Annotated in this window: 32 protein-coding genes; 16 read left to right on the top strand and 16 right to left on the bottom strand. The window is 68.3% G+C overall.

Annotated features, from left to right (window positions below; translation table 11 throughout):
- Positions 1-500 precede the first annotated feature (500 nt).
- Positions 501-677, top strand: a complete 177-nt coding sequence (locus tag AO398_RS27675; RefSeq protein WP_007568853.1) for a DUF1328 domain-containing protein — start codon at positions 501-503, stop codon at positions 675-677.
- A gap of 120 nt (positions 678-797) precedes the next feature.
- Here the strand turns inward: AO398_RS27675 and AO398_RS20640 are convergent, their stop codons facing one another.
- Positions 798-1,001 carry a NepR family anti-sigma factor gene (locus AO398_RS20640; RefSeq protein WP_244498835.1) on the bottom strand — a complete coding sequence of 68 codons (204 nt, stop codon included), beginning with the start codon at positions 999-1,001 and terminating at the stop codon, positions 798-800.
- 316 nt (positions 1,002-1,317) lie between these two features.
- On the opposite strand from AO398_RS20640, the gene AO398_RS20635 reads away from it, so the two are divergent.
- The gene (locus tag AO398_RS20635) at positions 1,318-2,121 is read left to right on the top strand and encodes a response regulator (protein ID WP_058194056.1); all 804 of its coding nucleotides are present in this window, start codon (positions 1,318-1,320) and stop codon (positions 2,119-2,121) included.
- Positions 2,122-3,054: 933 nt separating this feature from the next.
- Here AO398_RS20635 and AO398_RS20630 read toward each other — a convergent pair.
- On the bottom strand, positions 3,055-3,243 hold the full coding sequence (locus tag AO398_RS20630; RefSeq protein WP_058194055.1) for a KGG domain-containing protein: 189 nt from the start codon (positions 3,241-3,243) through the stop codon (positions 3,055-3,057).
- Between the two features lie 251 nt (positions 3,244-3,494).
- Between AO398_RS20630 and AO398_RS29465 the strand changes: the two genes are divergently transcribed.
- Entirely contained in the window at positions 3,495-3,701 is a 207-nt protein-coding gene (locus AO398_RS29465; RefSeq protein WP_082643373.1) for a hypothetical protein, read from the top strand.
- A gap of 13 nt (positions 3,702-3,714) precedes the next feature.
- Here AO398_RS29465 and AO398_RS20625 read toward each other — a convergent pair whose 3' ends face one another.
- A complete protein-coding gene (locus AO398_RS20625; RefSeq protein ID WP_152997583.1) occupies positions 3,715-4,578 on the bottom strand; it encodes an SCO family protein in 864 nt (287 codons plus the stop codon).
- 52 nt (positions 4,579-4,630) lie between these two features.
- On the opposite strand from AO398_RS20625, the gene AO398_RS20620 reads away from it, so the two are divergent.
- On the top strand, positions 4,631-5,074 hold the full coding sequence (locus AO398_RS20620; protein ID WP_058194054.1) for a Crp/Fnr family transcriptional regulator: 444 nt from the start codon (positions 4,631-4,633) through the stop codon (positions 5,072-5,074).
- Positions 5,075-5,076: 2 nt separating this feature from the next.
- Here AO398_RS20620 and AO398_RS20615 read toward each other — a convergent pair whose 3' ends face one another.
- Positions 5,077-5,520 carry a VOC family protein gene (locus tag AO398_RS20615; RefSeq protein ID WP_058194053.1) on the bottom strand — a complete coding sequence of 148 codons (444 nt, stop codon included), beginning with the start codon at positions 5,518-5,520 and terminating at the stop codon, positions 5,077-5,079.
- 172 nt (positions 5,521-5,692) lie between these two features.
- Here AO398_RS20615 and AO398_RS20610 point away from each other — a divergent pair, with 172 nt between their 5' ends.
- Both AO398_RS20610 and AO398_RS20605 read left to right on the top strand, forming a co-directional pair.
- A complete protein-coding gene (locus AO398_RS20610) occupies positions 5,693-6,373 on the top strand; it encodes a L,D-transpeptidase (protein ID WP_082643372.1) in 681 nt (226 codons plus the stop codon).
- A gap of 447 nt (positions 6,374-6,820) precedes the next feature.
- Positions 6,821-7,324: a thermonuclease family protein gene (locus AO398_RS20605; protein WP_058194117.1), complete on the top strand. Its 504-nt coding sequence runs from the start codon at positions 6,821-6,823 to the stop codon at positions 7,322-7,324.
- Between the two features lie 6 nt (positions 7,325-7,330).
- Here the strand turns inward: AO398_RS20605 and AO398_RS20600 are convergent, their stop codons facing one another.
- Positions 7,331-8,443 (bottom strand): AI-2E family transporter, encoded by a 1,113-nt coding sequence (locus AO398_RS20600; RefSeq protein WP_058194051.1) that lies wholly within the window; start codon positions 8,441-8,443, stop codon positions 7,331-7,333.
- 306 nt (positions 8,444-8,749) lie between these two features.
- Here AO398_RS20600 and AO398_RS20595 point away from each other — a divergent pair, with 306 nt between their 5' ends.
- The 6 genes from AO398_RS20595 to AO398_RS20570 all read left to right on the top strand — a co-directional run bounded on the left by AO398_RS20595 (position 8,750) and on the right by AO398_RS20570 (position 12,062).
- Positions 8,750-9,058, top strand: a complete 309-nt coding sequence (locus tag AO398_RS20595; protein ID WP_058194050.1) for an acyl carrier protein — start codon at positions 8,750-8,752, stop codon at positions 9,056-9,058.
- 24 nt (positions 9,059-9,082) lie between these two features.
- Complete coding sequence (locus tag AO398_RS20590; protein ID WP_058194049.1) at positions 9,083-9,550, top strand: 3-hydroxyacyl-ACP dehydratase FabZ family protein; 468 nt, start codon at positions 9,083-9,085, stop codon at positions 9,548-9,550.
- Positions 9,547-10,686 carry a beta-ketoacyl-ACP synthase gene (locus tag AO398_RS20585; RefSeq protein WP_058194048.1) on the top strand — a complete coding sequence of 380 codons (1,140 nt, stop codon included), beginning with the start codon at positions 9,547-9,549 and terminating at the stop codon, positions 10,684-10,686. The genes AO398_RS20590 and AO398_RS20585 overlap by 4 nt, the downstream gene beginning before the upstream one ends.
- Before the next feature lie 346 nt (positions 10,687-11,032).
- A complete protein-coding gene (locus tag AO398_RS20580; protein WP_007568877.1) occupies positions 11,033-11,242 on the top strand; it encodes a cold-shock protein in 210 nt (69 codons plus the stop codon).
- A gap of 110 nt (positions 11,243-11,352) precedes the next feature.
- Positions 11,353-11,721: a DUF6481 family protein gene (locus tag AO398_RS20575; RefSeq protein ID WP_058194047.1), complete on the top strand. Its 369-nt coding sequence runs from the start codon at positions 11,353-11,355 to the stop codon at positions 11,719-11,721.
- Between the two features lie 140 nt (positions 11,722-11,861).
- On the top strand, positions 11,862-12,062 hold the full coding sequence (locus AO398_RS20570; RefSeq protein WP_058194046.1) for a hypothetical protein: 201 nt from the start codon (positions 11,862-11,864) through the stop codon (positions 12,060-12,062).
- Positions 12,063-12,074: 12 nt separating this feature from the next.
- On the opposite strand, the gene AO398_RS20565 is transcribed toward AO398_RS20570, so the two are convergent.
- Together AO398_RS20565 and AO398_RS20560 are read right to left on the bottom strand one after the other, a co-directional pair.
- The gene (locus AO398_RS20565) at positions 12,075-12,557 is read right to left on the bottom strand and encodes a GNAT family N-acetyltransferase (RefSeq protein ID WP_058194116.1); all 483 of its coding nucleotides are present in this window, start codon (positions 12,555-12,557) and stop codon (positions 12,075-12,077) included.
- A 2-nt stretch (positions 12,558-12,559) separates the two neighbouring features.
- The gene (locus AO398_RS20560; RefSeq protein WP_058194045.1) at positions 12,560-13,327 is read right to left on the bottom strand and encodes an NAD kinase; all 768 of its coding nucleotides are present in this window, start codon (positions 13,325-13,327) and stop codon (positions 12,560-12,562) included.
- Positions 13,328-13,473: 146 nt separating this feature from the next.
- Between AO398_RS20560 and cutA the strand changes: the two genes are divergently transcribed.
- The 3 genes from cutA to AO398_RS20545 all read left to right on the top strand — a co-directional run bounded on the left by cutA (position 13,474) and on the right by AO398_RS20545 (position 14,976).
- Positions 13,474-13,827 (top strand): divalent-cation tolerance protein CutA, encoded by a 354-nt coding sequence (gene cutA, locus AO398_RS20555; protein ID WP_058194044.1) that lies wholly within the window; start codon positions 13,474-13,476, stop codon positions 13,825-13,827.
- A gap of 190 nt (positions 13,828-14,017) precedes the next feature.
- Positions 14,018-14,509 carry a lipocalin-like domain-containing protein gene (locus tag AO398_RS20550; protein WP_058194043.1) on the top strand — a complete coding sequence of 164 codons (492 nt, stop codon included), beginning with the start codon at positions 14,018-14,020 and terminating at the stop codon, positions 14,507-14,509.
- A 32-nt stretch (positions 14,510-14,541) separates the two neighbouring features.
- Positions 14,542-14,976 (top strand): nuclear transport factor 2 family protein, encoded by a 435-nt coding sequence (locus AO398_RS20545; RefSeq protein WP_058194042.1) that lies wholly within the window; start codon positions 14,542-14,544, stop codon positions 14,974-14,976.
- Between the two features lie 58 nt (positions 14,977-15,034).
- On the opposite strand, the gene AO398_RS20540 is transcribed toward AO398_RS20545, so the two are convergent.
- Positions 15,035-15,652: an LpxA family transferase gene (locus tag AO398_RS20540; RefSeq protein ID WP_058194041.1), complete on the bottom strand. Its 618-nt coding sequence runs from the start codon at positions 15,650-15,652 to the stop codon at positions 15,035-15,037.
- A gap of 306 nt (positions 15,653-15,958) precedes the next feature.
- Between AO398_RS20540 and AO398_RS20535 the strand changes: the two genes are divergently transcribed.
- Positions 15,959-16,564 carry a hypothetical protein gene (locus AO398_RS20535; protein WP_244498834.1) on the top strand — a complete coding sequence of 202 codons (606 nt, stop codon included), beginning with the start codon at positions 15,959-15,961 and terminating at the stop codon, positions 16,562-16,564.
- Positions 16,565-16,632: 68 nt separating this feature from the next.
- Here AO398_RS20535 and AO398_RS20530 read toward each other — a convergent pair whose 3' ends face one another.
- The 8 genes from AO398_RS20530 to crtI (AO398_RS20495) form a co-directional block, all read right to left on the bottom strand.
- Positions 16,633-17,769, bottom strand: a complete 1,137-nt coding sequence (locus AO398_RS20530) for a glycosyltransferase family 2 protein (RefSeq protein ID WP_058194040.1) — start codon at positions 17,767-17,769, stop codon at positions 16,633-16,635.
- A complete protein-coding gene (locus AO398_RS20525) occupies positions 17,766-18,521 on the bottom strand; it encodes a lysophospholipid acyltransferase family protein (protein ID WP_058194039.1) in 756 nt (251 codons plus the stop codon). The genes AO398_RS20530 and AO398_RS20525 overlap by 4 nt, the downstream gene beginning before the upstream one ends.
- Before the next feature lie 343 nt (positions 18,522-18,864).
- The gene (crtI, locus tag AO398_RS20520) at positions 18,865-20,394 is read right to left on the bottom strand and encodes a phytoene desaturase family protein (protein WP_058194038.1); all 1,530 of its coding nucleotides are present in this window, start codon (positions 20,392-20,394) and stop codon (positions 18,865-18,867) included.
- Positions 20,395-20,497: 103 nt separating this feature from the next.
- Positions 20,498-21,340 carry a type 1 glutamine amidotransferase gene (locus AO398_RS20515; RefSeq protein ID WP_058194037.1) on the bottom strand — a complete coding sequence of 281 codons (843 nt, stop codon included), beginning with the start codon at positions 21,338-21,340 and terminating at the stop codon, positions 20,498-20,500.
- 103 nt (positions 21,341-21,443) lie between these two features.
- On the bottom strand, positions 21,444-22,652 hold the full coding sequence (locus AO398_RS20510; RefSeq protein WP_058194036.1) for an ABC transporter permease: 1,209 nt from the start codon (positions 22,650-22,652) through the stop codon (positions 21,444-21,446).
- Positions 22,649-23,629 carry an ABC transporter ATP-binding protein gene (locus AO398_RS20505; RefSeq protein ID WP_058194035.1) on the bottom strand — a complete coding sequence of 327 codons (981 nt, stop codon included), beginning with the start codon at positions 23,627-23,629 and terminating at the stop codon, positions 22,649-22,651. Before AO398_RS20505 ends, AO398_RS20510 begins: the two co-directional genes overlap by 4 nt.
- Positions 23,630-23,633: 4 nt before the next feature.
- Positions 23,634-24,080 (bottom strand): DUF2141 domain-containing protein, encoded by a 447-nt coding sequence (locus AO398_RS20500; protein WP_058194034.1) that lies wholly within the window; start codon positions 24,078-24,080, stop codon positions 23,634-23,636.
- The gene (gene crtI / locus AO398_RS20495; RefSeq protein ID WP_058194033.1) at positions 24,077-25,666 is read right to left on the bottom strand and encodes a phytoene desaturase family protein; all 1,590 of its coding nucleotides are present in this window, start codon (positions 25,664-25,666) and stop codon (positions 24,077-24,079) included. The genes AO398_RS20500 and crtI (AO398_RS20495) overlap by 4 nt, the downstream gene beginning before the upstream one ends.
- Positions 25,667-25,730 lie beyond the last annotated feature (64 nt).

The following is a 25,730-nucleotide window of genomic DNA, read 5'->3' as shown; positions in this document are numbered from 1 at the left end:
TCTAGAGCCGTGCCCGCTCGCGGTGCAATCGGGCACAGGTGTCGGCTGGAATTTCCGAAGCCGATAAGTCGCGAGATCTCAAATCGCGGCCCGTCCTTCGGCGGGCCAGGATTTTAGCGCTCCCGGTGGGACCGGCCGGCACGCACGCGGACAGGCACCGGGACGGGAGCCGGTATCACACCGAGACCGAGAGCCGCCGCGCGCACGGCGTCGGCAGCACCGTCGACGATCTCCGTCACGCGCGCCGCCAGCGCGTTGGCCTTGGATCGAACGGCTCTCTTTGCAGCTTGCAGCATCACGGATCCTAGCTCGGACCTAACAACCACTGTTCGAACGCTACCGTCTCGCTCCCGTTCCGTCACGCATCGTCGCGGGCAGATCGTTAAGCGAAGGGAAGGAGCGGTCCTTTGTCAAGTGCGCGGAACCGAAGCGAGACCTTGGCGTTTTCGAGTCCAGAACGACGCGGCCGCCCGCGCCGGTATTTTCAAAGGATACGCACAATGCTCGGTTGGGCCGTAACTTTCCTCGTCGTCGCTCTGGTCGCCGCTCTGCTCGGCTTCGGTGGTATTGCCGGAACCGCCATGGAAGCCGCTAAGCTCGTGTTCTTTGTCGCTATCGTTCTGTTTGCGATTTCCGCAGTCGTCGGTCTGATGCGCGGCCGCTCGCCAACTTTGTAAAGCGACTTTAACGACTGGCGCTGGCGCCAGGCTGGCGTTCGCATTCGGAAAGCCGCCGTCATCAGCGGCGGCTTTTCAGTCTTCAGGGACAATCGAGGCGTCGGAGCGGGTAAAGTCTCCTCAGACGTTCTCACGGTCCCGATCATCAAGCTTCGCGATCAGTTCGGCGAAGCGGTCGGGAACCGGTTGCTGCGCCACCGTGTCGTACATGGCCCGCAACTGTGCGGCGAGACGATTGCGGGTCAGATCGCTCAGGCCGCCGCGGGCGACGGGTGATTCATCCTGGCCCGCAGCGGTCGTTCGGGCGTCGCTGGGGTTGCCCATCGCGGCTCGCAGCGGGGAGGTGACAGCGAGGCCCGCATGCGGATCTCCCGCGCGACGGTCCTCGTCCTTCCCCCGATTCGCCATTCACACGCCCCTTTTGCCGAAGTCCGCGGGGCCGCATTGTACTGCGGCTCGACATACGCCATGGCTGCGGCTGCAACGCCCGCCCGCCGGATCGGTTCCGCTGGGGGCGGAACGGAGTGCGGGCCTCCGCGTTGGGCGGTAGGCTGCGCAGGATACAAGCCGGCCCCGGCACGACCTCGGTCGAGGATCGAGGCATCGCGGCCGGGCAACACGGCGAGGCACAGGGGATCGAATGTCGACATCGCAACTCGTGGTACAGCACCTGCCGTACCTGCGCCGCTACGCGCGGGCGCTCACGGGGAGCCAAGTGGCCGGCGACGCCTATGTCGCCGCCACCCTGGAAACCCTCGTCAACGAGCCGGATACGCTCGGCCGCAGCACCAACATCAAGGCCGACCTGTTCCGGGTCTTCACGCGGATCTGGAACTCCCTGTCGGTGAACGGTCGCAGTGAGCAGGTCCAGCACGACCTGCCCGCCGAGGTTCGCCTGGGCCAGATCACCCCGCTGCCGCGTCAGGCATTCCTTCTGTCCTGTCTCGAGGGTTTCTCGGAAGAGGATGCGGCGATCATCCTGGCCGTCGACGTCTCCGAAGTCCGTGACCTGGTGGATGAGGCGGGGCGTGAGCTCGCCGCCGACATGGCGACCGAGATCCTCATCATTGAGGACGAGCCGCTGATCGCCATGGATCTCGAGGCATTGGTCGAGGGCCTCGGCCATAACGTCATCGGCGTCGCGCGGACGCGCACCGAGGCGATCAAGATCGCCGGCGAGGGCAAGCGCCCGGGTCTGATCCTCGCCGATATCCAGCTAGCGGACGGCTCCTCAGGCCTTGATGCCGTGAACGATCTGCTGAAGACCTTCGAGGTTCCGGTGATCTTCATCACTGCCTATCCGGAGCGTTTCCTCACGGGCGAGCGTCCGGAGCCGGCCTTCCTGATCGCCAAGCCGTTCCAGCCGGCGAACGTCTCAGCGGTGATCAGCCAGGCGCTGTTCTTCCAGCAGACGGCGCGTCGGCGGGAAGCCAAGACCGCTTAACCCGTCATATTCGGATCGGCTTGCCGCTTCGGATCAGTTGGGTGCAACGACGAAAACCCCGGCGCGAGCCGGGGTTTTTTTATGCGCGAAGACTGTCTCGCTTGCGCACAAAAAAACGGGCCGGAGATGGCTCCAGCCCGTCAATAAGGTTCCGGCCGATGCACAAGGGGAATGCGGGGAGGACCAGATGGCCGGGTCTCGATGTAACGGTCAGCCCACCCGCGAGGTTCCGGCGATCGCACTTTTTGGGCGACCGTGGCCGTTGCGACACAGGGGATGGTTATGGATGACCCGCGTACGCAGCCGCATCATAACGCGAACGTGTGCGAATACTCAGTGATCACCGGGACGAGACAGTGGTGGAACCGACGATTGCAGGCCGCGTTGTTGAAATATCCTGTCAAGCTCTCATGATGAGGTCGGGGCAATGCTGCGGTCTGGTTTCATTCTGGGCGTAAGTGCTCCCGCGGCTCTGATCACCGTGCTGATCCAGCCGGTGGTTCGCGAGACCGCTGACCATTGGTCGCCCCCGGTCATCACCGCTTCCGTACCGTCACCGCTGCCTGGCATGCGTCCGGCCTCGCTGGCCCTCAGCCCGACCCGGGTTGCCGGTGTCCAGCGGATTGAAAGTCAATCAGGTCCGGTTGCCGAGGAGGGACAGGAACTCGGTACTCAGCCCATCCTCAAGCCGCTGCTGCAGCCACGCCGCCTCGTTCGGGAGGGGTGCGAAACCGCTCTCAGCTCGCTGGTCGGTCCCGAGGCCCGTCGCATGATTCCGGGCCGCTGTATCTCCTGATCCCGCCACCCGCAATTGCCCACAGCAAAAGGCCCCGCCGGATCGGCGGGGCCTTTTGCTGTGGGTGGTCTGCAAAAACAAGGACGGCGCCGGTCGTTAAACGCGGCGCCGTTACGCAACTCGACAGTCGTTTTGGGTCACTCGGCGCGGCCGGTCCCCGTGGATTGGCCGCCCTTGCGTCCGGCAGCCGAAGCCAATTCGCGATCCTGCGAGAAGGAGCGCTTCTCGGCCGGCACGCTGCGTCCGCCCTTGCTGGCGATCTCGCGCTGCCGCGACAGGTCCATCGAGGCAAAGCCCCGCTTCGAGGTTGAATTTCCGGATGCCATCAGTTCCTCCTCAGGCTTCGCTTCACACCGCAACAACCTTCAGCAATAACCAAGGTTCCTGTGATCAGGCGTGGCCAAGTTTGGCAAAGCTAAGCTTGGCAGCAACCGCTGGCTTTGTGTGGCGTTGATGCGAGATTGCCTGGCATTCACTTCCCGGGGCGCCCGAGCGCGCGCCGGTACCGGGCCGGCCTGCCCTCGGCGGGCGCCTGCACGGAAGCTGTGATGCGGGCTACGGCAAAGGGCTTTACGCGATGACGAACCGCAACATGGTCAAGGCTGGGCCGGGATCCGGGCCTGCCGTTGAGCCGAACACACCGCCGCTCCCTCCGATGCCCGCCCCCGAGGATTCGCCGACGCCGACGACCCGCGAGGAGCCGATCGACTCACCACACCTGAATGCGAGTCCGAAACGCGAGGCCCCCGGCCCCGGAGAGTATGGTCTGTCGACCAAGCGCTGAGGCAGGTCCGCTTTCAGCCGGCGCGCAGGCGCGTCCGGCGAAGCAGGATCAGAATCAATGAGCCGATCGCCAGGACCGTAGCGATCCCAGCAACGGTCAGGATCCGTTCGACCGCGGGGGTGTAGATGCCGCGTGCGGCATCGTAGCCGTAGCAGAGCAACGCTAGGCGATCCGTGAGGCCGCCGACCAGTCCTTCGCCGGCTTCCGTGAGCGCCAGACGAAGGTCTCGGCCGGTGAGTGCCAGCGGTGAGAGGACCCGGGCGACCCGGCCCTCGCCGGTGAGCAGCATCGCCGCAGCGGGATGGGCGAAGCTGTCCGTCCCGGGGTCGTAAACGGCCGTGTAGCCCAGGGCACCGGTGAGGCTGGCCAAAGCAGCCTCCGAGGCGATCAAGGGCCGGATGCCGGCTGCCCGGTCTCCGAGGGTTTCGTGGAGCATGCGGCGCGCGGCCGCGGCATCGTCCCGGGGATCGATCCCGACGAGCACCAATGCGTAGTCTTCGTCAGAGAGTCCGGTCGCCGCGAGGGCATCCGCCGCCATCGACAACATGGGGTCGCAGACATTGCCGCAGGTGTAGTCGACCGGCAGCAGCAGGACGGCGCGTCCGCCGAGCGCCTGCCCCAAGGTCTTCGCTTGTCCGGTTCGCGCGTCCGTAACGACGAGATCCAGGGGTACTCGGGCGCCGGGCAGGGGTGCTGCTGCGACGCGGGCGAGATCGGCCTTGACCAGGCGCGCCTGGACGGGTTCCGCGCTCGTCAGAATCCCCCCCAGAATCGTCAGTGCACCGGCAATCAGGCATCGGAACGCCCGGGCTGCGTCGGGGGTGGGACTGGACAAGTGCTTGATGAACCGCATGGATGTATGGGCCAGTCCGGCCATCTGAATACCATCCATGCCCGCAAGGGTGTGAAACCCCTCGCGGAGCCCGCGAATGACCCTCGATACCGAGGTATCCTCCTTAAGGCAGGTTCCGCTGTTCCGCGAGGTGGAGCCGGCGCGCCTGAAGCTTCTGGCCTTCACGAGTGAGCGCGTGCATTTCGAGCCGGGGCAGCGCTTCTTCGCCCGCGGTGACGTGGCGGATGCGGCCTACGTGATCCTCAAAGGCAGCGCCGAGGTCAGCATCGACGGGCCGGCCGGGCCGATCCGCCTCGCGCTGCTCGGGCAGGATGCCTTGGTCGGCGAGATGGGCATCCTGGCCGACCAGCCCCGTTCGGCCACCGTCACGGCGGAATCGGCGGTGACGGCGCTCCGCATCGACCGCGGCGTGTTTTTGGAACTGCTGGCACAGTTTCCCCAGATCAGCATCGCGCTGATGCGGGTTCTCGCCCTGCGGCTCGAACAGACCAACCAGGCGTTGGCCGAGAGCCGGGGCTGACCTCACGCGGTCGGATAGGTGATGAATTCCAAGAGCGATCCGTCCGGGTCGCGGAAATAAATGCTGAGGCCGGTTCCCGCGGCCCCGTTCCGCTCGACTGGGCCGAGCTCCACCGGCACACCGGCTGCTTCGAGATGTGCCATTGCGTCTTCGATGGTGCCCGACCAGCGGAAACACAGGTCACTGTTTCCCGGCAGCACAGGCTGCGCCGCGACCGGTTCGGCCTTCACGCCGGGACCGTGGCAATTGAGCTGCACCCCACCGAACCGGTAGGCGAAGCCGCTCCCGCGCGCGATCACCTCGGCGCCGACCACGTCATGATAGAAAGCGTTGGATCGCGCCCAGTCAGTGACGTGGATGACACAATGATCGAGGTGGATCGCTGGACGCAGAGGTACCTCGGGCGCAGACACCGCCTCGGTCGGAAGCGTCTCGGTCTCGGCCATGATTCACCCCCCCGGATGCCGTGTCAGCTTCGGATCCCGCGTCATGAATTAGGGCGCAACCGTGGCCGCGGCATCAGGCTCTCGCGGGCCGCTGCGGCGCAAAAGCTACATCGCCGTGGGCGTCGAGACGGTAGGCATGGGGTCCAGGACCGTATCCCGCATGTCAGGACCCATGATCGCAACACGCCCATCGGCCTGGAGCCGAATTCGCCGGCTCCTGCTCTCGCGAATTCTGCTCGCCGTGGTCGCGATCGCACCGCTGGCCGCCTGCCAGACGCGCCCGTCCCAGCTCGCGCAGGACGACGAATCGGCCTGGTACATCGGGACGAAGCCCGACAAGCCATACGATATTCCGCTGGTCGATACCGCGCGGCTCGACCCGAAGTACCGCCGCCAGCAGGTCAGCTACAACGGCCCGGAGAAGCCCGGCACGATCCTGGTCGATATCGACCAGCGCCAGCTCCTTTTGGTCCAGGCGGACGGCACCGCGATGCAGTACGGCGTCGGCGTCGGCAAGGCCGGCTTCTCCTGGAAGGGCGAGGCGCGGGTCGGCCGCAAGGGCGTCTGGCCGGATTGGAGCCCGACCGTCACGATGGTCTCCCTCAACCCGGACCTGCCGCGCACCCGCAAGGGCGGCGTCGACAATCCGCTCGGGGCCCGCGCCCTCTACCTGTACCAGGGCAACCGCGACATCCTGTTCCGCATCCACGGCACCAACGAACCCTGGAGCATCGGCGAGCAGATGTCGTCGGGCTGCGTCCGCATGCTCAACGAGGACATCGCAGACCTCTACGAGCGCGTGCCGGTGGGGACCCGGGTGCTGGTGAAGCGCAACGGCAAGTACCGGGTCTGACCAAGTATCGGGTCTGACACCGACTCTGTGTGCCTGAGGGCGACGGGTCTCGCTAAGCATCATGCGATCGGCACGCACCCGCTCCGGGGCGCATGCAGCGCCAACAATACACAGAACCCGCTCCGGCGTGAGACGCCGGGAAACGCTCGCTCACGAGGGGGCGGGCTTCCGGATCGCCGTCCACTAACCCGCCCGGCATCCGGGACGCCAAACGCTGCCCGCCTCTACGGCGGCGCAACGTTGCAAACCCTTTCGCAACCTATCCGCGCGACGCTGCGTCGAGCCCGCTCCGGGATGACGGCCGTGCCGGTCCATCGCGGGCAGACCGCGCGACAGAACGCCCAGGCGCTCCGAGCGCGCAGCGTAGCCGGCAAAAACGCCACAATGGTCGGCGACCCTACGCGCTTCCGAAACGAACTCTGCCGCCCCTTCGTGGACAGCTTTCTGATGACAAGATCGATGCTCGCCCTGCTCCTCCTCTGCGGACCGGCCGCCGCGGCCGGGACGATCAGCGGGCCCGCGACGGTGATCGACGGCGACACGATCGAGGTGCATGGCACCCGCATCAACCTCTACGGCATCGACGCGCCCGAGACCGCGCAGAGCTGCCAGACCGTCACGGGCCGGGAATACCGCTGTGGCCGCGAGGCTGCACAGGCGTTGAGCGCGCATATCGGCAGCGGCGTCGTCACCTGCGAGCGCCGCGAGAATTCGGCTGCAGGCGGTATCGCCGGCCTCTGCCTCGCGCATGGCGAGGATCTGTCTGCCTGGATGGTTACGCGGGGCTACGCCCTGGCGAGCCGCCAGGTGACGGCGGCCTACACCCATCAGGAGGGCCAGGCCTGGGCGACCCGACGGGGGCTCTGGGCCGGGACCTTCGAGAAGCCCGCCGATTGGCGCCAAGACCGGCGCCGCATGGAGGCTTCGGCCGGAGCGAGCACAGCCGATTAGGTGTGATCACGCCGTCTGGTCGTGGCCCTCGGTGAATTCCCGCCACAGCAGGACCAGGGCTGCCATCACGGCAGGGCCAACGAAAAGGCCGAGCAGGCCGAAGGTCTCGACGCCTCCGAGAATTCCGAGCAGCACCCAGAGGAACGGCAGCTTGGTCGTGCCCCCGATCAGCGCCGGCCGGACGAAGTGGTCGGCTACGAAGGTCACCACCAGGCCTGCTACTGCCACGACGATCGCTGCTTTCACCGAGCCCGCCGCGACCAGGAGCAGCGCTGCGATCGCGATGGCGACGGCCGCGCCGAACGGGATCATGGCGGCGACCGCCGTGAAGGCGCCGAGCAGCACCGGGTGCGGCACGCCAGCGAAATAGTAGACCACCCCGAGGATGAAGCCCTCGCCGAGGCCGACCAGCACGAGCCCGTCGACGGTGCCATGCACCGAGGCCACCATCTGCCGCGCCACGCGCTCGCCCCGGGGGCCGAACAGGCGGTCGCAGGCGACCCGGGCTTGCTCCGTCACCGTCCGCCAGTCGCGGAACAGGAAGAACAGAGCCACGAGGCTGAAGCCGAACAGCACGATCCGATGCACCACCTCGCGGCCGAAATTACGCGAGGCACCGACGACCGAATGGTTCTCGAAGCGGTGCAGCAGGTCGGAGCCGGCCTGCGCGTGGCCGAGATTGTCATTCCACCAAGCGGTGGCCTGCGCTGCTCCGTAGGGCAGGTGCTGAACGAATTCGGGGGCCGGGATGCCGTTCGCTTCGGCGCTACGGACGAACTCGGCCACATCGTGGGCTTCGCGCGCCGCCTGGACGCCCAGGATCGCCAGGGGGGCGAGGAACACCAGGGCCACCGCGGCGGTCATCAGCGTGGGCAACAGGAGATTATGTCGACCCGGCGGGAAGCGCCGCTCCAAGCGGGCGTAAAGCGGCCAGAGGGCGATCGCCAACACGACCGCCCAGGCCAGGGCCGGCAAGAAGCCATGCAGGATCCAGAGGCCGAGGGCGGACAGCGCCAGGACCAGCACGACCCGCGCAGCGCCTTGCGAGCGCGCTCGCTCCGGCGGGGCCGGAGGAGCGACATGCGCCGGGACCGCAACCGGTTGGGCCGTGGGTAACATCCGTTTCGTCTCCTGGCGCCGCGCGAAGGATCCCGCGCAGATAAGCCGAACTCTTTCCGCAGGGCGGCACACGGTCCCGCGCACCCGTCGATGTACTACCCTGGACCAGCGCGGCAACGCACCGGGAACCGTTACGGTTGCCGCCCCCGACCCCCTCGTGTAGAGGTCGCGGCCATCCGACCGGCCTGCGCAACTGGGGCCGGTATGCGTATTGCTGGCCGCGCGGGGCGTGAGCGCCGGGTCGCCCGGTGTCGAGGGGGGCTCCCCGCCCGACCGATCCGGAAACCGAACAGCCCGCGAGAAGACATGTCCGACGATCCCGCCCACGGCAGCGCCACCTTCGAGCGCGTGGCCGACATCATAGCCGAGACGGCTGACATCCCGCGGGACAAGATCACCCCGGAAAGTCACGCCATCGACGACCTCGGCATCGACAGCCTCGCCTTCCTCGATATCGCCTTCGCCGTCGACAAGGCCTTCGGGATCAAGCTGCCGCTCGAGCGTTGGACCCAGGAGGTCAACGAGGGCAAGGTTCCGGCGGAGCAGTATTTCGTGCTCAAGAACCTGTGCGCGCGCATCGACGCCCTGGTGGCCGAGAAGGCCGCCAAGGTCTGACGCCCTAGAGCCCGACGCACCCCCATGCGCCTCGAATACTTCGAGATGATCGATTCTGTCCGGCACCTCGACCGGGCCGCCGGCCGGATCGAGGCGCTCGCCCGGGTGCCGCTGGAGAGCCCCGTCTTCGAGGGGCACTTCCCCGGCCATCCGTTGGTGCCCGGCGTGCTGCTCACCGAGACGATGGCGCAGGCGTCCGGCTACCTCGTGCTCGCTCATCTCGACTTCACCCGCATGCCGTTCCTCACGGGAGTGGACAAGGCCCGGTTCCGGTCTTTCGTCGGGCCCGGTGCGGAGCTCGTCGTGACGGCAACCCTGGAGCATGACGGCTCGGGCTACGCCGTGACGAAGGCCGCGATCAGCCATGCCGGCAAGGCGCTCTGCGACGCGGAGTTGCGCTTCCGCACCATGCCGTTTCCGGACGGGCTCGACGCGCCGATGCGCGAACGCGCCCGGGCGATCGGCCTGTTCCAGGATCCGGTGCAGCCATGAGCCGTCCCGTCCTTGTCACGGGTCTCGGCCTCGTCTCCTGCGCAGGCGAAGGAATCGAGGCGCATCTCGCCGCCCTCGAGGCCGGCGCGGCACCCCGGACCGATACCCAGACCTTCGCACCCTATTGCGTGCATCCGGCGCCTTCGATCGCCTGGGATGGGCAGATCCCCAAACGCAGTGACCAGAGGCAGATGGAGGCATGGCAGCGCCTGGGCGTCTACGCAGCCGGACTTGCCCTCGACTCCGCTGGCGTGAAGGACGATGCCGCTCTGAAGCAGGCGCTCCATCTCGTGGTGGCTGCGGGCGGCGGTGAGCGCGACTACGCGGTCGACGGCGCGATCCTGACGGGCCTGCGTAATGCGGCCGACCCGGGCGCCTACCTGAATGAGCGGCTGCAGAACGACCTGAGGCCGACGCTATTCCTGGCCCAGCTCTCGAACCTGCTCGCCGGCAACATCGCCATCGTGCACGGCGTTACGGGCGCCTCCCGCACCTTCATGGGCGAGGAAGCTGCCGGTGTGGATGCGCTACGGATTGCTCAGGCCCGGGTCGCCGCGGGCCAGATCGACGCGATCCTGGTCGGCGGCTCCTACAGCGCCGAGCGGCCGGACGTGCTGGTGGTCCACGAGATGGGTGGCTATCTCGCCCGCGCTCCCTACCACCCGGTTTTCGAGCGGGGCACGCGAATTGATGCCCCGGCCGGCTTCATCCTGGGGAGCTGCGCGGCCTTCCTCATGCTGGAATCGGAAGCGCACGCAGCGGCCCGCGGGGCCCAGGCCCTCGCCCGGCTGGACCGGGTCGCGAGCGATCGTGCGCCGCGCATCCCCGGCAGCGTTGCTCACAGTCTCGACGTCCTATGGGCGCAGGCCGGTCTCGCGTCGCCTGATCGCGTCCTGTCGGGCGCTTCAGGCGTCGCACCGATCACGGCGGAGGAACAGGATGCGATCGCGCGGCTCGCGCCGGGCGCCGACGTCCGAGCGCTCGGGGACGTGATCGGGCACGGGCTCGAAATCGTTGCGCCCTTCGGAGCGGCGCTTGCCGCAGGCCTCGTGGCTGCCGGATCGGCCCGCGAGGTGGCGGTGACGACGGTTGGTCATCGCCGCGGCGAAGGGGTGCTGCGTCTGACTCAGGCCTGACCGGCGCTCGAGACCGGGCTGGCGGCTTGCGTGCGCCAAGTCATCCCGACGTGATGCACACGGCCTATCTGTTTGACGGCACAAATCTTCTGCCCGCATCGCGTTTTCATTTCCACAAACATCACGCCCGTTTTACCGATGCCGGTTCTGGTCGAAATATCTCTTCGGACTTGCCAATGCGCGAGCGAAGGTCTATCTGAGGCCTATCGGCACGTGTCCGGATATCTTGGACCGTTACGCCTTCGCAGGGCGGTTCTGACTTTCCTATCGCTATCGGTCGATATCGGTGCCCGCTTTTTTGAGCGGGTGCCATCTCTCACGACGCCTGCGAAGATCGAGGAATTCCATGAGCACCGGAACCGTCAAGTGGTTCAACGAGACCAAGGGCTACGGCTTCATCCAGCCGGATGACGGCGGCAAGGACGTGTTCGTGCACGTTTCGGCTGTCGAGCGCGCCGGCCTGCGTGGCCTGAACGAAGGCCAGAAGGTCTCCTACGAGCTGGAAACCGATCGTCGCAGCGGCAAGGAATCCGCTGGCCAGCTCCAGACGGTCTGATCGCCGCTTCGTCGGCCTTTGTCGAAGCCGCTCTCGAGGGAGCGGCTTCTTCGTATTCAAATCCGATTTCGGGACGATGGCGGCCCGCCGCGCCCAACTCAGGAGTGTCTGTGAGCTTTCCGAACAAGCAAGGCGTCGTCGATCGACTGGAGGCCGCCGCCAAGGCGCGGTCCGAGATGCTGGCTCGTTTCCGAGCCCGCCCGACTGCCGATGATCCGGCCGTCCTCGCCCGCCAGTCTGCGCGTCGCGCCGTGGTTGATGCCCGCGAGGCCCGCGCGGCCGAGCGCGCTGCCCAGCGCCAGGCGGAACTCGAGCGCGCCGCCGCTCAGGCCGAGGCCGAGCGTCAGGCCGAGGCCGAGCGCAAGCTCGCCGAGCAGCTCGCCGCCCAGGAGCGTGCCAAGGCCTTGCAGGCCGAGCAGAAGCTTCAGCGCGATGCGCGCTATCTGGCTCGCAAGGCCAAGGCCCAGAAGCGCCGCTGAGGCGCCTGCCGCCGAAGGGAATGCCGAACGGCACGAACGGGCGCGTGAGACCAGAGACACGGAGCCGTATCCGACCGCAACTGCGGCCGGCGGCTGCTCCGATGGCGTCGCCCCTTCAAACCGCGCCCCAGGAGCCCGGCATGACCCACAAATTCAAGATCGGCCAACGCGTCTGCCGGGTGCAGCTCGGGCTTCCCGGTGACAAAGGCGGCGGCGAGATCTTCGAGATCCTGCGCCTGATGCCTGAGGATCAGACCGGCGAGCGCTCCTACCGGATCCGGACGGAAGCCGGCGAGCGCGCGATTCGCGAGAGCGAACTGGTCGCGGTCAACCGGCACTGATCGGCGGCGATCTCAGAGCGCTCTGAACATCACCAGGGCGTCGACATCCCCGAATCTCGGATGCCGGAAGGCTCCCGGGATGCGCCCGACCACGTCGAAGCCGAGGCGCTGCCAGAGTTTGACGGCTCGGGTGTTGGTCGAGACGACGCCGTTGAACTGCATCGCTGTGAAGCCGTGCTGGCGTGCTTGATCGAGTGCATGCTGGCACATCGCCCGGCCGATCCCGTGCCCGGCGGCGTCTGCATCGGTCATAAAGCCGCAATTGGCGACATGGGACCCGCCGCCCGCTTGGTTGGCGCGCAGGTAATAAGTGCCGAACACCGCCCCGTCCCGGTCTGCTACAAAGGTCTCGCGGTCCGCGCCGGTCCAGTAGGCGACGGCGTCGGCCTCGCTGAGCAGCGGATCGACCGCGTAGGTTTCGCCCGCCCGGATGGTCGGCACGATGATCCGGGCGATCGCCGGGTGGTCGGACGGCTGGGCCGGTCTGATCTCCAGACTCACCCGAACTGTTCCCGCAGGATGCGCTCGTCGAGGCTGTGCCCGGGATCGTGCAGCAGCACGAGTTCGGTGGCGCGGTCGAGTGAGGTCTCCACAGCGCAGACCCGGCGGAACTCGGTGTGGTCGGCCACCGCCGCCACCGGACGGTGAGGGGCGTCGAGCACGTCGATGCGGATCCGAGCATAGTCCGGCAGCAATGCGCCCCGCCAGCGCCGGGGGCGGAAGGCCGAGATCGGCGTCAGCGCCAGCAGCTTCGCGTCGAGCGGCAGGATCGGGCCACCCACCGAGAGGTTGTAGGCGGTCGAGCCCGCCGCGGTGGCGACCAGCACCCCGTCGGCGATCAGCAGGTCCAGCCGGACATGTCCGTCAACGGCGATCTTCAGCTTGGCGGTCTGGTGCGTTTGACGCAGCAGGTAGACCTCGTTGATCGCGCGGGCGCGATGACTGCGGCCTTCCGTGTCCAATACATCCATCACCAGGGGGTGGATGACGCTGCGCTGGGCGGCTTCTAGGTGCTCCAGCAGGTCATCGTCCCGAAATTCGTTCATCAGGAAGCCGACGGTGCCGCGGTTCATCCCGTAGATCGGTTTCGGGTGATCCATGAAGCGGTGCAGCACCTGCAGCATCAGCCCGTCGCCACCGAGCGCGACGACGACATCCGCGTCCTCCGGTGGGACATGGTCGTAGCGCCGCATCAGGGCGGCGGCGGCTTCCCGGGCGTAACCGGTGGGGCTCGCCACGAATGCGATCTTTTTGAATGTCGGCATGGCGTCAGGCGGTGCCTGGCAAGCGCATCTGGGTCGCGTCGGGGGTCACGTCACGGCTCCAATCTGATGAGCGAACCGCCCGGTTGACGTCGGTGCCCCGCATGCGTCTGACTCCTCGGGCACATGCGCGATCCTGGAGGCATAGCATGGAGCGTCCGCTCCTCGTCTACACCACCTTTCCCGACGCCGCCTCCGCGCTGAATATCGGCGAGGCCCTGGTCCGCGAGCGCCTGATCGCCTGCATCAACGTCCTGCCCGGGATGCTGTCGGTCTACAGCTGGAAGGGCACGGTTGAGCGGGGTGAGGAGGTCGCGGCGATCCTCAAGAGCCGCGAGGGCCTCGCCGATGCCCTGTCGGCCGCCCTAAAGGCGCGCCACCCCTACGAGACGCCGATCATCCTGCATCTCCCGGTTGCCGGTGCCGATGCCGATACGGCGGCCTGGATCCTCGCGGAGACGCAGCCAGCCGATGCTGCCCTCGCGGCGTTGTCGTCGTCCTGATCGCCGTCGCGATACTGCGCTGCGGCGAAGATCGGACGGGTGCGAATACAGCCATTCATGGCATTCATTGAGGGCTGCTGCGGTCTGCCGTCAAATTGTCGCCGATAACAATTGACTTCGTGAAAATTCGATGCTGAATTATCGTGGTGCCGTAACTCGAATACGGCGCCGTGACTTGCGGTGGCGTGCGATGAGAGGATTGGTTGCAATCCTTGCGATCGGATTCGGCCTCCCGGCTGCGCAAGCCCTGGAAGCCGACGCGGTGGTCGGAACCTGGCGCCTTGTCACCGCCACGCGGAAGATCGTCGAGACCGGCGAGGTTATCGACGCCTATGGTGGCCCCAAGCCCAATGGCTGGATCACCTACGGGCGCGACGGGCGGATGATGGTCGTCTGCGCCTTCGAGGGACGCGCCCGGCCCGCCGCCAACGACACGATGTCCGACGCGGACAGGATCCACCTGCACAAGACCTTCTTCGCCTATGCGGGCACGTACCAATTCGATGCCGACCGCGTCACCCACACCATCGACACGTCCTGGAACGAGGCCTGGACGGGGACGTCTCAGGTGCGGCACGTCGAGCAGAGGGGACGGCAACTGATCTACACGACCACGCCGTTCAAGTTCAACGTCGACGGAAAGCTGAGCATCATTACGCTGATCTGGGAGAAGTATCCCTAATCTTCGGTTCGTATCTGTATTGGGAGGATCTGATGCCCCGCAATCACGTTCTGCCGGCCCTGGTTTTCGCCGCCGCCGCGCTCCTGCCCGGCCTGTGCCGGGCGGAGGCGCTGGAAGCCGACGCGCAAGGCGCCGCGACCCGGTGGGACGAGGCCTATAACCGCAACGACATGGAGACGCTGGGCAAGCTCTACACGCCCGATGCCCTCGTCGTTACCAAGGGCGGGACCCAGACCCGCGACGGCATCCCGAAATTCTTCTCCGGCCTCAAGGCGAAGGGCTGGGACGACCACAAGACGACCGTGAAGAACGCCGTCGCGAAGGATAACCTGCTGATCGTCTCGGGTCGCTGGGAGATGACCGGCCCGGTGGATGGCGGCGCCAGGAAGACATTCGAGGGCAATTGGGTGAACGTGCTGGAACGCCAGAAGGACGGCTGGCGGACGGTTCTGCACACGTGGAACTGAGCGGCGCCTCGTCTTCGAAGACGCCGCCGCGCCACGATCGGGCAGACGAAGAGAGGCATCACCAGCCCTGATCGATCAGCCCGAGGCGCGGCACGACGGCGTGGGAGTCGATCGCTGCGCCCGGGGCGATCACGGCATTGGCGCTGATCCGGGCGCCGTCGCCGATTAGCGCGCCGAATTTGCAGGCTCCAGTCTCGACGAGGCGCCCGCCCAACCGGAGGCGGATCGGCCGGTCCGGTGCTTCGTTGCGATGGTTGGCGATGATCGCGCCCGCTTCCAGGTTCACGTTCGCGCCGAGGATGCTATCGCCGACGAAGTTGAAATGCGCGGCTGCCGCGCCCGTGAACAGGAACGCGGACTCCAGCTCGACGCCGGGCCCGGCGATGCAATCCGCTTCCAGCCAGCATCCGCCGCGCAGGTAGGCACCGGTCGCCACGAGGCAGCCCGGCCCGATGATCGCCGGGGGCTTCACGGTCGCGCCGGCCTCCACGATCGCCTGCGCGTGGATCGCGATGCCGTCTGCGACCCGATAGGTCCTGTCGAGGGCGGCGATGCGCGCGGCGACCAAAGCCGCCGCCCGGGCCGTGATCTCCCAGGGGCCCAAGGCGAGCTCGCCCAACCAGGATGCGGGGTAACGCGCGATGAGGTTACGCAGACCCGGTAGGTCGTCAGCCATGCTCGGTCTCGGACATGCGGCGGCGATGATCCGCGGCGTGGATCCCGATCTTGTCAGTCCGGGTCCGATGTTGCCAGCCGCCTGCGCCGAGACGACGATCCACCATTTGAGTTTGTAGGAACAATCCCAATTCCGCATGCGACGAATCAAGCCAAGATATCATTCGGTGGGTTGCCGTTGATCGAGAGCTTTAACAGCACTTAATCTAAGTTCAATAGATGGAAAATTAGGCGTTGGTGGCGGCTTAGACTATGAGATCCGCGGTGCCGTCTTCGGTGCCTCGAACTCTGGGACGTCGAAACCATGATGTCATTCAAGACCGCCGGTCGCATCGCGATGGTGCTGCTGGCTTCCGGCGCGGGCGGGACGGCCGTCCTGGCGGCCGGCGGCAAGGCGAGCGAGCCGGTGATGACCATCGAGCCGGCCCCGTCGGGTCCGGCCGGCCTGACCGCGGCCAATCCGCCGGCGCTGCGCTACGGGACACTCTACGCGGATGCCAAGGGCCAGAGCCACGTCCAGTATTGCGACCTGAAGAACTTCATCTTCAAGAGCTACGCGCCGCCCGCGGCCCCGCAATATGTCGGCTTCCCGCCGGGCGAGGTGGCGTCGATCAAGTACGCGATCCTGCCGGTCGGCTATGTCGGCACCTGGCACACCGCTCCCGGCCCGCAATGGGTGATCACCCTGTCGGGCCGCTGGTCGGTGGAGGCCACGGACGGCTCGGTGCTGGAGCAGGGGCCGGGCGAGGTGGAGTTCAACGCCGACACCGGATCGACCCCGCAGGGGCCGGAGGGCCATGTCGGGCACCTCACCCGTCAGGTCGGCGACGTGCCGAACGTTCAGCTGATCGTGTCGCTGATGCCTCGGAAGGGCAAGCGCTCGACCGATCCGTGCCAGCCGACCGCGCGGTGATCGCCAAGCCTGCCTGACGCTTGCGAGAGCAATTCGGCGGACATGCTCCGCCGGACCTTCGAAAAAAATCAGGCGCCGCTGACCGGGTAGGTGCGGCCCTTCCAGGTGGCCGCGCCGGCTCGGACGCCGCGCAAGAGCACGTTCCACTGGATTGCCAGCGCCACCAGCACCGCAGCCGGGTGGAGCGGGATCGTGGCCAGCGGCGCCCGGACGGCCAGGGTGATCGCCGCCCGGGTCGCGAGCGACAGCCCGCAGGCCGTTGCGGCGAGGATCAGGGCGAAGGGCGGTATCAGGCCGAACAGGCCGGCCAGCACGAGGAGCGGCGGCAGGACCTGGCCGCAGCCCAGGAGCAGTGTCCAGATCGGCAGGGCGCGAGGCGTGGCCATGCCCTCGTGCGCATTCTTGGAGAACCCCGCCCAGGCCTCCGAAAACCCGCGATACATCCGGCAGGTCGCGAGACCCGCCCCGGCGACGAGGTCGGTGCGGTAGCCGGCCGCGCGCAGGAGCCGGGGCAGGCGCACGCCGTCGTGCAGGAAGCCGCGGATCGCGCCATGCCCGCCGATCGCCGCGTAAGCCGCGCGCTCGAACAGGATGAGCTGCCCGCAAGCCGCACCCAAGGCCGGGTCGGGGCGGCGGCGCATCAGTGGAACCGGCAGGAAGCCGACGAGCAGGAAGTCGATCATCGGCACGGTCAGCAACTCGCCGAGCGTCCCAGTGCTCTGCCGGGGCACGCCGCTGACGAGGGCCGCATCCGCGCGCCGGGCCTGCGCCACGAGCGACGCAGCGGCCTCGGGCTTCAGTCGGACATCCGCATCGATGAACAGGAGGTGGCGGCCGTTCGCGAGACCCGCGATATGCGCACAGGCGTGGTTCTTGCCGGTCCAGCCCTCGGGAAGTGGCGGCACCGGGACAACGCGCAGCCGCGGGTCGCCAAGACCGCGCACGATCTCGGCAGTCCCGTCCGTGGAATGGTCGTCGCCGACGATCACCTCCACGGGCACGGCGCTGCTGGCGAGCGCGGCGCGGACGGTCCCGGCGATGTTCCCGGCTTCGTTGCGCGCCGGGATCAGGATCGAGACAAGGCCGGAATCGGCCTCCGGGGCGGGCTGGTGCAGGGCGAACAGGTTCACCGCCGTCAGGATTGCCGGAAGGGCGGCCGCGAACAGGCAGAGGAAGGCGAGCGCCGTGAGGATCGAGGCACTCATCGACCGGGCTGCCTGTCGCTGGTTCGGTGGGCCGGATCGAAGCTGCGGCCGGCCAGCCGCGCGGCGAGGCGCCGCCAGAGATCATAGACGCCGCCGACGCCCTTCCGGCCGGCGACCAGGGCGCGGAAGCGCTCGGGCTCGCGGCTGATCACGTCGCTGCTCAGCCGATCCAGGGTCGCGGTCAGGTCGCCCTCCAGGCGGGCCAGTCTATCCGTGCGCGGCAAGGCCGCTAGCTCGGTACCGGGGATCCCGGGTCCGAAGGCCGCGAAGGCCTCGGCCCCGCGCTCGTCCCAAAACGCGTATTCGAGGGCGAGGGGCACGAACAGCGCGTCGGGGGCGATCTCGGCGAGCCGGGCCACGCCTGGGCGCAGCCCGAGGGGCCGGACCCGTGTGTCCACGAATCGGCCCTGCGCGGTGATCCAGAGGGCTGTGTCGGAGCGCGCCAGGATGGCCCGCGCGGCGGTCAGGAACTGGGCGGCGCCCCGGGGGCTGTCGAGATCGACCCCGAAGGCACCGATCCGCTCGAACACCCGGTAGCGCGCCAGCATGGCGGCGTCGAACGGCGCCCGGTTCTCGCGCTTCGGACCGAGCCGGCCAGACAGCACGATGATCACCGCGGCATCCCACCAGGCGGGGTGGTTGCAATAGATCACCAGCGGTCCGGGATGGTCCTGAGCCGGCGGGATGCTCCAGCGCGGCAGGCGCAGCGCATCGAAGTGACGGTGCAGGTAGCGCTCGAACCACGCTTCCATGAAGCGGCGGATCAGGGGCGAGACCGGGCGCAGGGGCGCGGATGGCGGGGAGGGCACTATCCGGGCCTCCGCGGATGGCCGGATGCGCCGCGGATTTGCCCGCCCGTGCGGGTGAGCGAGGTCACGCGCCGCATTCGCCAGCAAGCGCTTGCGGCGCGGCGTTCTTTTCCCTGGCCCTTGTGGGGAGGTGTCAGGGGTGGGGGTGGTCCAGAAGGCACCGCTGCGCTCGATCCTGCACCACCCCCACCTCCAACGCCTCCCCGCAAGGGGGAGGAGAGGGCGTTGCGCTCTGCCGAAAACGATCCGTGACGATCGGAGCCCGATCGGGATGGCGGCGCGGGTGTCACGCCGAGGCGCGCAGCGTTCCGCGCGCGTCCTGGTCGTGCGCGTCGGCGGCGATCCAGCCGGACATCATCACCATCGGCATGCCGGGGCCGGGATGGGCGGCGCCGCCCGCGAGGTAGAGGCCGCGCACCTGCCGCGAGCGGTTGCCAGGCTTGAACGCGCCCATCACCCGGCCGTGCGAGGCCAGGCCGTAGATCGCGCCGTTGAGCACCCGGTAGCGCTCATGGATGTCCTGCGGGGTCAGGTGGCGCTCGACGACGATGCGCTCCTCCAGGTCGGGCATGCCAGCGGTGCGCTTGAGCTTGTCCAGGATGGTCCGGCGGTAGTTCTGGAACAGAGGGCCATCCGGGCGCCAATCGTGGTGCGGGCGCAGATACGGCGTGTGCACCAGGACGTAGAGGGCCTCGCCCCCCTCGGGCGCCACGCTCGGATCGGTGGAGGAGGGCGCCGCCAGATAGGCCGTCGGGTCCGGGGCCGGCTCGCCCTTGTTGTAGATGTAGTCGAACTCCTCCTCAGGGTCCCGGGAGAAGACGAAATCGTGGTGGTTCAGGTGCTCGTAGCGCTTGTTCAGGCCGAGATAGAGCACGACGCCCGAGCAGGCCGGCTCGGGGTTCTTCTTCTCATAAGCCTTGCCGGGGGCGCCCCCGACGAGCTCGCGGTAGGTGCGGACCGAGTCCATGTTGCTGATCACGGCGTCGAACGGCGTCATGCCCTCGGCGGTGCGCACGCCCCGGACCGCGCCGTTGGCGGTCTCGATCCCGGTCACCTCGGTGTCGGTCTTGCAGGTCGCACCGAGTTCCTGAGCCAGCTTGGCCAGGCCCTCGGCCACCGCGCGGGTGCCACCCATTGGGTACCAGACCCCGTCGGCCGTCTGCATGTGGGCGATGGCGCAGAGCACCGCCGGCGCGCCGTAGGGCGAGGAGCCGACATATTGCACGAAGTGGTCGAGCATCTGCGCGAGGCGCGCATCCTTGACCTTGCCGCGGATCGTCGAGGCCACCGAAGCGTGCATGCGCAGGGACAGCACGTCGCGCAGCGTGCCGGGATTCATGTTGGCGCGAATATTAATCGTGTCGAAGAGGTCCTCGACCGGTTTCCAGAAGAAGAATTTTTCCGAGACGCCGTGCAGGTGCTCGGAGATCGACAGGAATTTCTTGTAGCCGTCGCCGCTGCCGGGGGCGAAGCGATTCATGTCGCCGGCCATCCGCTCGACATCCTGCATCAGGTCGATGTGGGAGCCGTCGTCGAAGAAGCAGCGCCATTGAGGGTCGAGGCGGCGCAGGTCCATGTAATCGTGAACCGAGCGGCCGGCCTCGGAAAAGATCCGCTCCAGCACCCGCGGCACTGTCAGGATGGTCGGACCCATGTCGAAGCGGAAGCCACCCTCATGCAGCACCGCCGCCTTGCCGCCGAGCCAGCCGTTCTTGTCATAGACCGTGACGCGGTGGCCGCGCGCCGCGGCCACGCACGCGGCCGCGAGTCCGCCGAGCCCGCTGCCGATCACGGCGACCGTCGAATCCTGGCTCATCCTGTTAGGTCGCTCCCCGGGCCCGTCACAGCGTTGCCCGCCTGGCGAAGCTAGACGTGAAGCCCGGTGGGTCAACGCGCCACCCGGTCGCGGCATCGGCCGGTCAGGGCCTGTTTGTAGACAGTTGGGCCAAGAAGTTACCGATCTCCCGGCGGCGCAGGGGCGCGTCGAGCACCTCCGGGCCGAGGCCGTGGCGCCAGGCGAGGCGCCGCGCCGCCTCGGGATCGTCGCCCTGCAGGCTCGCGATCTCGACGGCATAGGCCGCCACCGCGTCCGGATCCTTGGCGAGGCCGGCCTCGACGATCGCCGTATCGCAAAGGCGCAGCATCGCGGCGACCTCCTCCAGGTCGAGTTCCGGGTGGTACTGCGTGCCCCAGAACCAGCCGGGTCCGTGCTGGATCTCGATGGCCTGGACGCCCAGCACCCGATTGCCCGCCAGCACCCGCGCGCCAGGGGGCGGCTCCAGCACTGCGTCCGAGTGGATCGCGGGCGCGTCCCAGACTGCTGGCCGGCCGGCCAGCAGCGGATGGGTTCGACCCTCCTGTGTCGGGGTGATCGCCCGGGCGAAGCCGTATTCCGGCCCGCGCGGATTCTCAGCGGCGTGTCCGCCGGCCACGGTGGCCGCGACCTGTACACCCCAGCAGGATCCGAACACCGCGAGCCCCGCTTCCAGGGCGGTTCGCATCAAGTCTAACTGGCGGGTCACCGCCGGCGTGCCGTCCGAGACCTTCAGAGTCGATCCGGTGAAGATCAGCCCATCGAACTCCGACAGGTCCTGCGGCAGGGCCGCATCGGCATCGGCTGGGTTGAGGAAGCGACAGGTGGTCTCGGGGGCGAGATCGTGGACCACCACGGCGTAGGATTCGGCCGAGGTCCGGCCCGTCGCCCCGACGTGCCGGTCGCGGGCCGCCCGGTCGTTGCCGTCGGCGATGAGCAGGCGGAGCATAAAGGTCTCACAATGTGCAGAGGCGGACCCTGCCCGATCGGCCGGGCCGTGTCCGGGGGCGGCTGGTCGCAGGCGCGGCGCGGATCGTCGCGGCGTCGGCCGATCAGACGGTCCGGCGCGCGACCAGGCCGAGCGCCAGCCCAAGTCCGCACAGGGTCAGCACGCTCAGCACCGCGAAGGCCGGGGTGGCGGAATCAAATCCCTCGCCCAGCGCGTTCTGATAGGCCTCGATTGCCCAGGCGTTCGGCGTGAGCCAGCCGGCCTGCTGCAGCCACGGGGGCATCAGGAAGCGCGGCACCATCGAGCCGCCCACCGCCGAGAGCAGCAGGACCCCGAAGGTCGAGGCGAGGTGGGCCTGCTGACGGGAGGCGGCCAGCGCACAGGCGGCCAGCGCCAGGCCCGCGGCCATGGCCGAGACCAGCAGGCAGGCGGTCAGGAAAGCCGGCCAGTGCGGGCCGATCTCGACGCCGTAGAGCAGCGCGGCGGCTAAAAAAATCAGGCCGGCTTGGACCATGCCTTGCAGCGTCAGGAAGCCGAACTTTCCGAGCACCACCACCGGCAGGCCACCAGGGCCGGCCATCAGGCGCTCGGCGATGCCGCTCTCCCGCTCCTCGACCAGCGAGAGCGCCCCCTGCATGGCGGCAAACAGCAGGAACACCGCGGTGATCGCGCCGGCGTAATAGCTCACCCGGGCATTGCCGGTGCCGGCGGCGGTGCTTCGGCGCTCGACCAGCGCGGCGAAACTGAACGGCTCCTTCTTGGCGCGCTGCTCAGCGAAGGCCTCCTCGAGGAAGCGCCGCTCGTCCGGCCCGATCTTGCCCGTCCGCTCGACGTCCGCGACGATGCGCGAGAGCACCACGTCGGGCAGCGCCTCGTTCAGCACGCGCTGGAGTTGGCCCAGCGCGATCGGCGTTGCGAGCGCCTTGGCTGGATTCTCGACCAGCACCACCGGCTGGTCGGAGGGGCCGGACGCGGCATCCGCCGGGGCGGCGATCAGGTCGCCCCGGAGCGCCAGGGCCACGTCGACCGCGCCGGACCGCACCGCCCGGGTCACCTCCGCCAGATCGGTCGCCGGAAGGCGGGTGACGCGCAGGGATGGGTCGGCCACGAGGGCGTCGGAGAGGCGCTGCGTGGCCGCCGTCCGGGCGAAGTCGGCCAGCCCGAGATGGATACGGATCCGGTCGCCGGTCGCCCCGGAGAAGATCGCCGCGAAGATGACGAAGATGACGGTGGGCAGCACGAAGGCCATCACCAGGGCAGCGCGGTCGCGCAGCAGGCTGAGCGCCATCACCCGGAACGCGGCACCGATCATTCGGCGGCCCCCGCGCGGCGCGGCTCGGAGGCTGGGCGGTCCGTGACCTCCCGGGGCCGGATCGCGTCGAGATACAACGCCTCGAGCCGCGGGGCCCGGACCCGCACCTCGGCTACCGGGATCCCCTGTGCCCGCAGGGCCCCGAGCAGGGCCGCGCCGTCGAGGCCGGATCGCTCGATTGAGCACCAGATCAGGCCGCCCGACTCGGCCGGCACGAAGCCGGCCCGGCGCAGCACGGCCTCCGCGTTCCCGTCCGCCGGCACGGTGAGGCTCAGCTCCCGTTCCGGGGCACCAACGCGCAGCTGCGCCAGCAGGTCGGTGAGGTGCCCGGCGCGCACGATCCGTCCCTGCGCCAGGAACGCGACCCGGGAAGCGAGACGCTCGGCTTCGGTAAAATCGTGGGTGGCGATCAGGATCGCGGTACCCGCCGCTTTCAACCGGTCCAGCACCGCATGGATCGCCGCTCGGGCGGCGAGGTCGACGCCGCTCGTGGGCTCGTCGAGCAGGACGAGGCGGGGCCGGTTCATCAGGCTCGCCGCGATGTTGACCCGCCGCCGGTAGCCGCCTGACAGGATCCCGACCGGGCGGTGCGCCACATCGGCGATGTCGGCCATCTCCAGGGCTGCGGTCACGGCTTCGCGCCGGTCGCGCCGGGGCACGCCTGCGAGCTGCCCGAAGACGCCGAGATTCTCGGCGACCGTGAGGCGCGGATAGAGGGCGATCTCCTGGGGGACCCAGCCAATCCTGCGGCGGGCGCTGCCTGCCTGGAACGGATCGGCGCCGGCCACCCGGATGATCCCGGAACTCGGGGCGAGGCGGCCAGCCACGAGGCGCATCAGCGAGGACTTGCCGGCTCCGTTCGGCCCGAGCAGTGCCAGAGTTTGTCCGGCGTCGAGGTCGAGATCGACCTGTTCCAACACCTGCTGCCCCCGAAGGTCGAGGCTGACGCCCGCGATCCGTACGAGGGGATCATCCACGCCGTCACCGCCTCGGCAGAGCGCGGGCGAGGCGGACCCGCACAGCAGCGCCGGGCTCCTGAAGAGCGAAGGCCGCGTCGGGGAAATCCGGCCGCGCCCGACGAGCCACGGTGCCGGAGAAGCCGTAGGGCTCGAGCGGCAGGCCGAGCCCGGTGCGGTCGAGCCGGCCATTGCCGTTGGCATCCTGGAAAGCCGCCACCGCATAGGCGCCCGGAGGCAGGTCCCGGAAGGTGAACAGCGCCCGGCCCCCGGAAGCCGGCGCTTCGTCGCCCCGGGTGCAGAACGGCTCGGAGAGACCGCCCTGGCACAGGGCTACCCGGACCGGGCCGCCGCCGGATTCGACCCCGTCGATTTCGACCTGCAGCGTCGCGGCGATCGCGTTCGAGCCCCAAACCAGTGCGATGGCGCAGAGGCCGGCGGTCAGCGTCGCCCGGCCCGGCGCTCCGATCACGAGGCCTCGCCGGTGGTCGCCAGCGGCGCCGTGTCGGGAATGCCCGCCTGGGCTGCGGCCCGAGCGCCGGCCAGCTCCTCGATCAGCAACCGAGCGGAGATGCGGGCGCCCTCGTAGATCACCGGCAGGCCCGAACCCGGATGGGTGCCGCCGCCGACGATGTAGAGCCCAGGCCCGAAGCGGTTGTGCGGCCGGAAATACAGCATCTGCATCAGGTCGTGGGCGAGGTTGAAGGTGGCGCCCTCGTGGACCGCAAAATCCTCCTCCCACTGCGTCGGATCGATGATCCGCTCGTACCGGATGCGGGATTCGAGGTCTTCCAGACCCAGATGCTTCAGGCGCCCCAGGATCAGGGCGCGATAGCTGGATCGGATCGCAGGCCAGTCGATCCCGGCCTTGAGGTTCGGAACCGGCACCAGAACGTAGAGGGCGGTGTGCCCGGGGGGCGCCATGCCGCCGTCGGTGTAGCCGGCATGCTGGACGTAGAGAGAGGGCTGCATCGGCAGCGTCCCCTCGGTGATCTCGCGAATGTTCTTCTCATAGCCGTCGGCCAGGAGGATCGTGTGATGCCCCAGGCTCTCGGGCATTTTCCCCTCGATGCCGAGATACAGCATGAAGGTTGAGCAGGAGAGCCGGGCCTTCTTGATCTTGGCGTCGCGCCAGCGCGGCCGGTGACGCTCCGGCACGAGGGCGCGCATCACCTTGGCGAAGTCGCCGTTGATCAGCACCGCATCGGCGTTGAAGGTCTCGCCATCCGCGACCACGCCGCTGGCGCGTTTGCCGTCGAAGAGCACCCGCTCGACATTGGCGTTCAGCCGGAGGTCGACGCCCATGCGCCCGGCCAAACCCGCCATCGCCTCGGACACCGCGCCGCAGCCGCCGACCGGGTGGTAGACGCCATGCTCGTATTCCAGGAACGAGAGGATCGTGAACAGGCTTGGGCAGCGGAACGGCGACATGCCGAGGTATTTGGTCTGGAACGAGAAGGCGAGGCGCACCCGTGGATCCGCGAAGTAGCGCTTCAGGTCGCGGTCGACGCTGCGGCCGGGATGCAGATGGGGCAGGGCGGCCAGCATCGCCGGGCTCACCATGCTGCGCAGCGTGTGGAAGGCCTGCTGCAGGATCGGCTTGAAGTAATCGAGCTTCGCCCGGTTCTCGGTAAAGAACGCCTGGACGTTCTTGGCGTCGTCCGGCGCCAGGCGGGCGATCTCCGTCTCCATCCGGGCGATGTCGCCGGTGGCGCGGATCGTCCCGGAGATGCCGTCCTCGCCTTCAAAGACCAGGTTGTACTGCGGATCGAGCCGCTCGAGCTTGACGTGGTCCTCGAGCCGCTCGCCACAGCTCGTGAAGATATCGGCGAGGATCTGTGGGTAGAGGAAGAAGGTCGGGCCGATATCGAACTTGTAGCCCCCGGGCGCCGTCACGGTCTTCGTGCGGCCGCCGACCTGGGCGTCCTTCTCGAATAGGGTCACATGGACCCCGGCGCGGGCCAGCAGCAGGGCCGAGGCCAGGCCGCCCGGACCTGCACCGACCACGGCCACCCGACGGCCGGTCAGCGCCCGCAAACCATCCCCAGACTGAAGCAACGCCGCCGACTCCCCTCGCAACCCCCGAACCCTGTCGGCCAAGCTAGCCTCGCAGCAGCACGCG

The organism is Methylobacterium sp. GXS13, from assembly GCF_001455965.1.
GTDB lineage: Bacteria > Pseudomonadota > Alphaproteobacteria > Rhizobiales > Beijerinckiaceae > Methylobacterium.
This window is presented reverse-complemented; position numbering and strand designations above follow the sequence as displayed.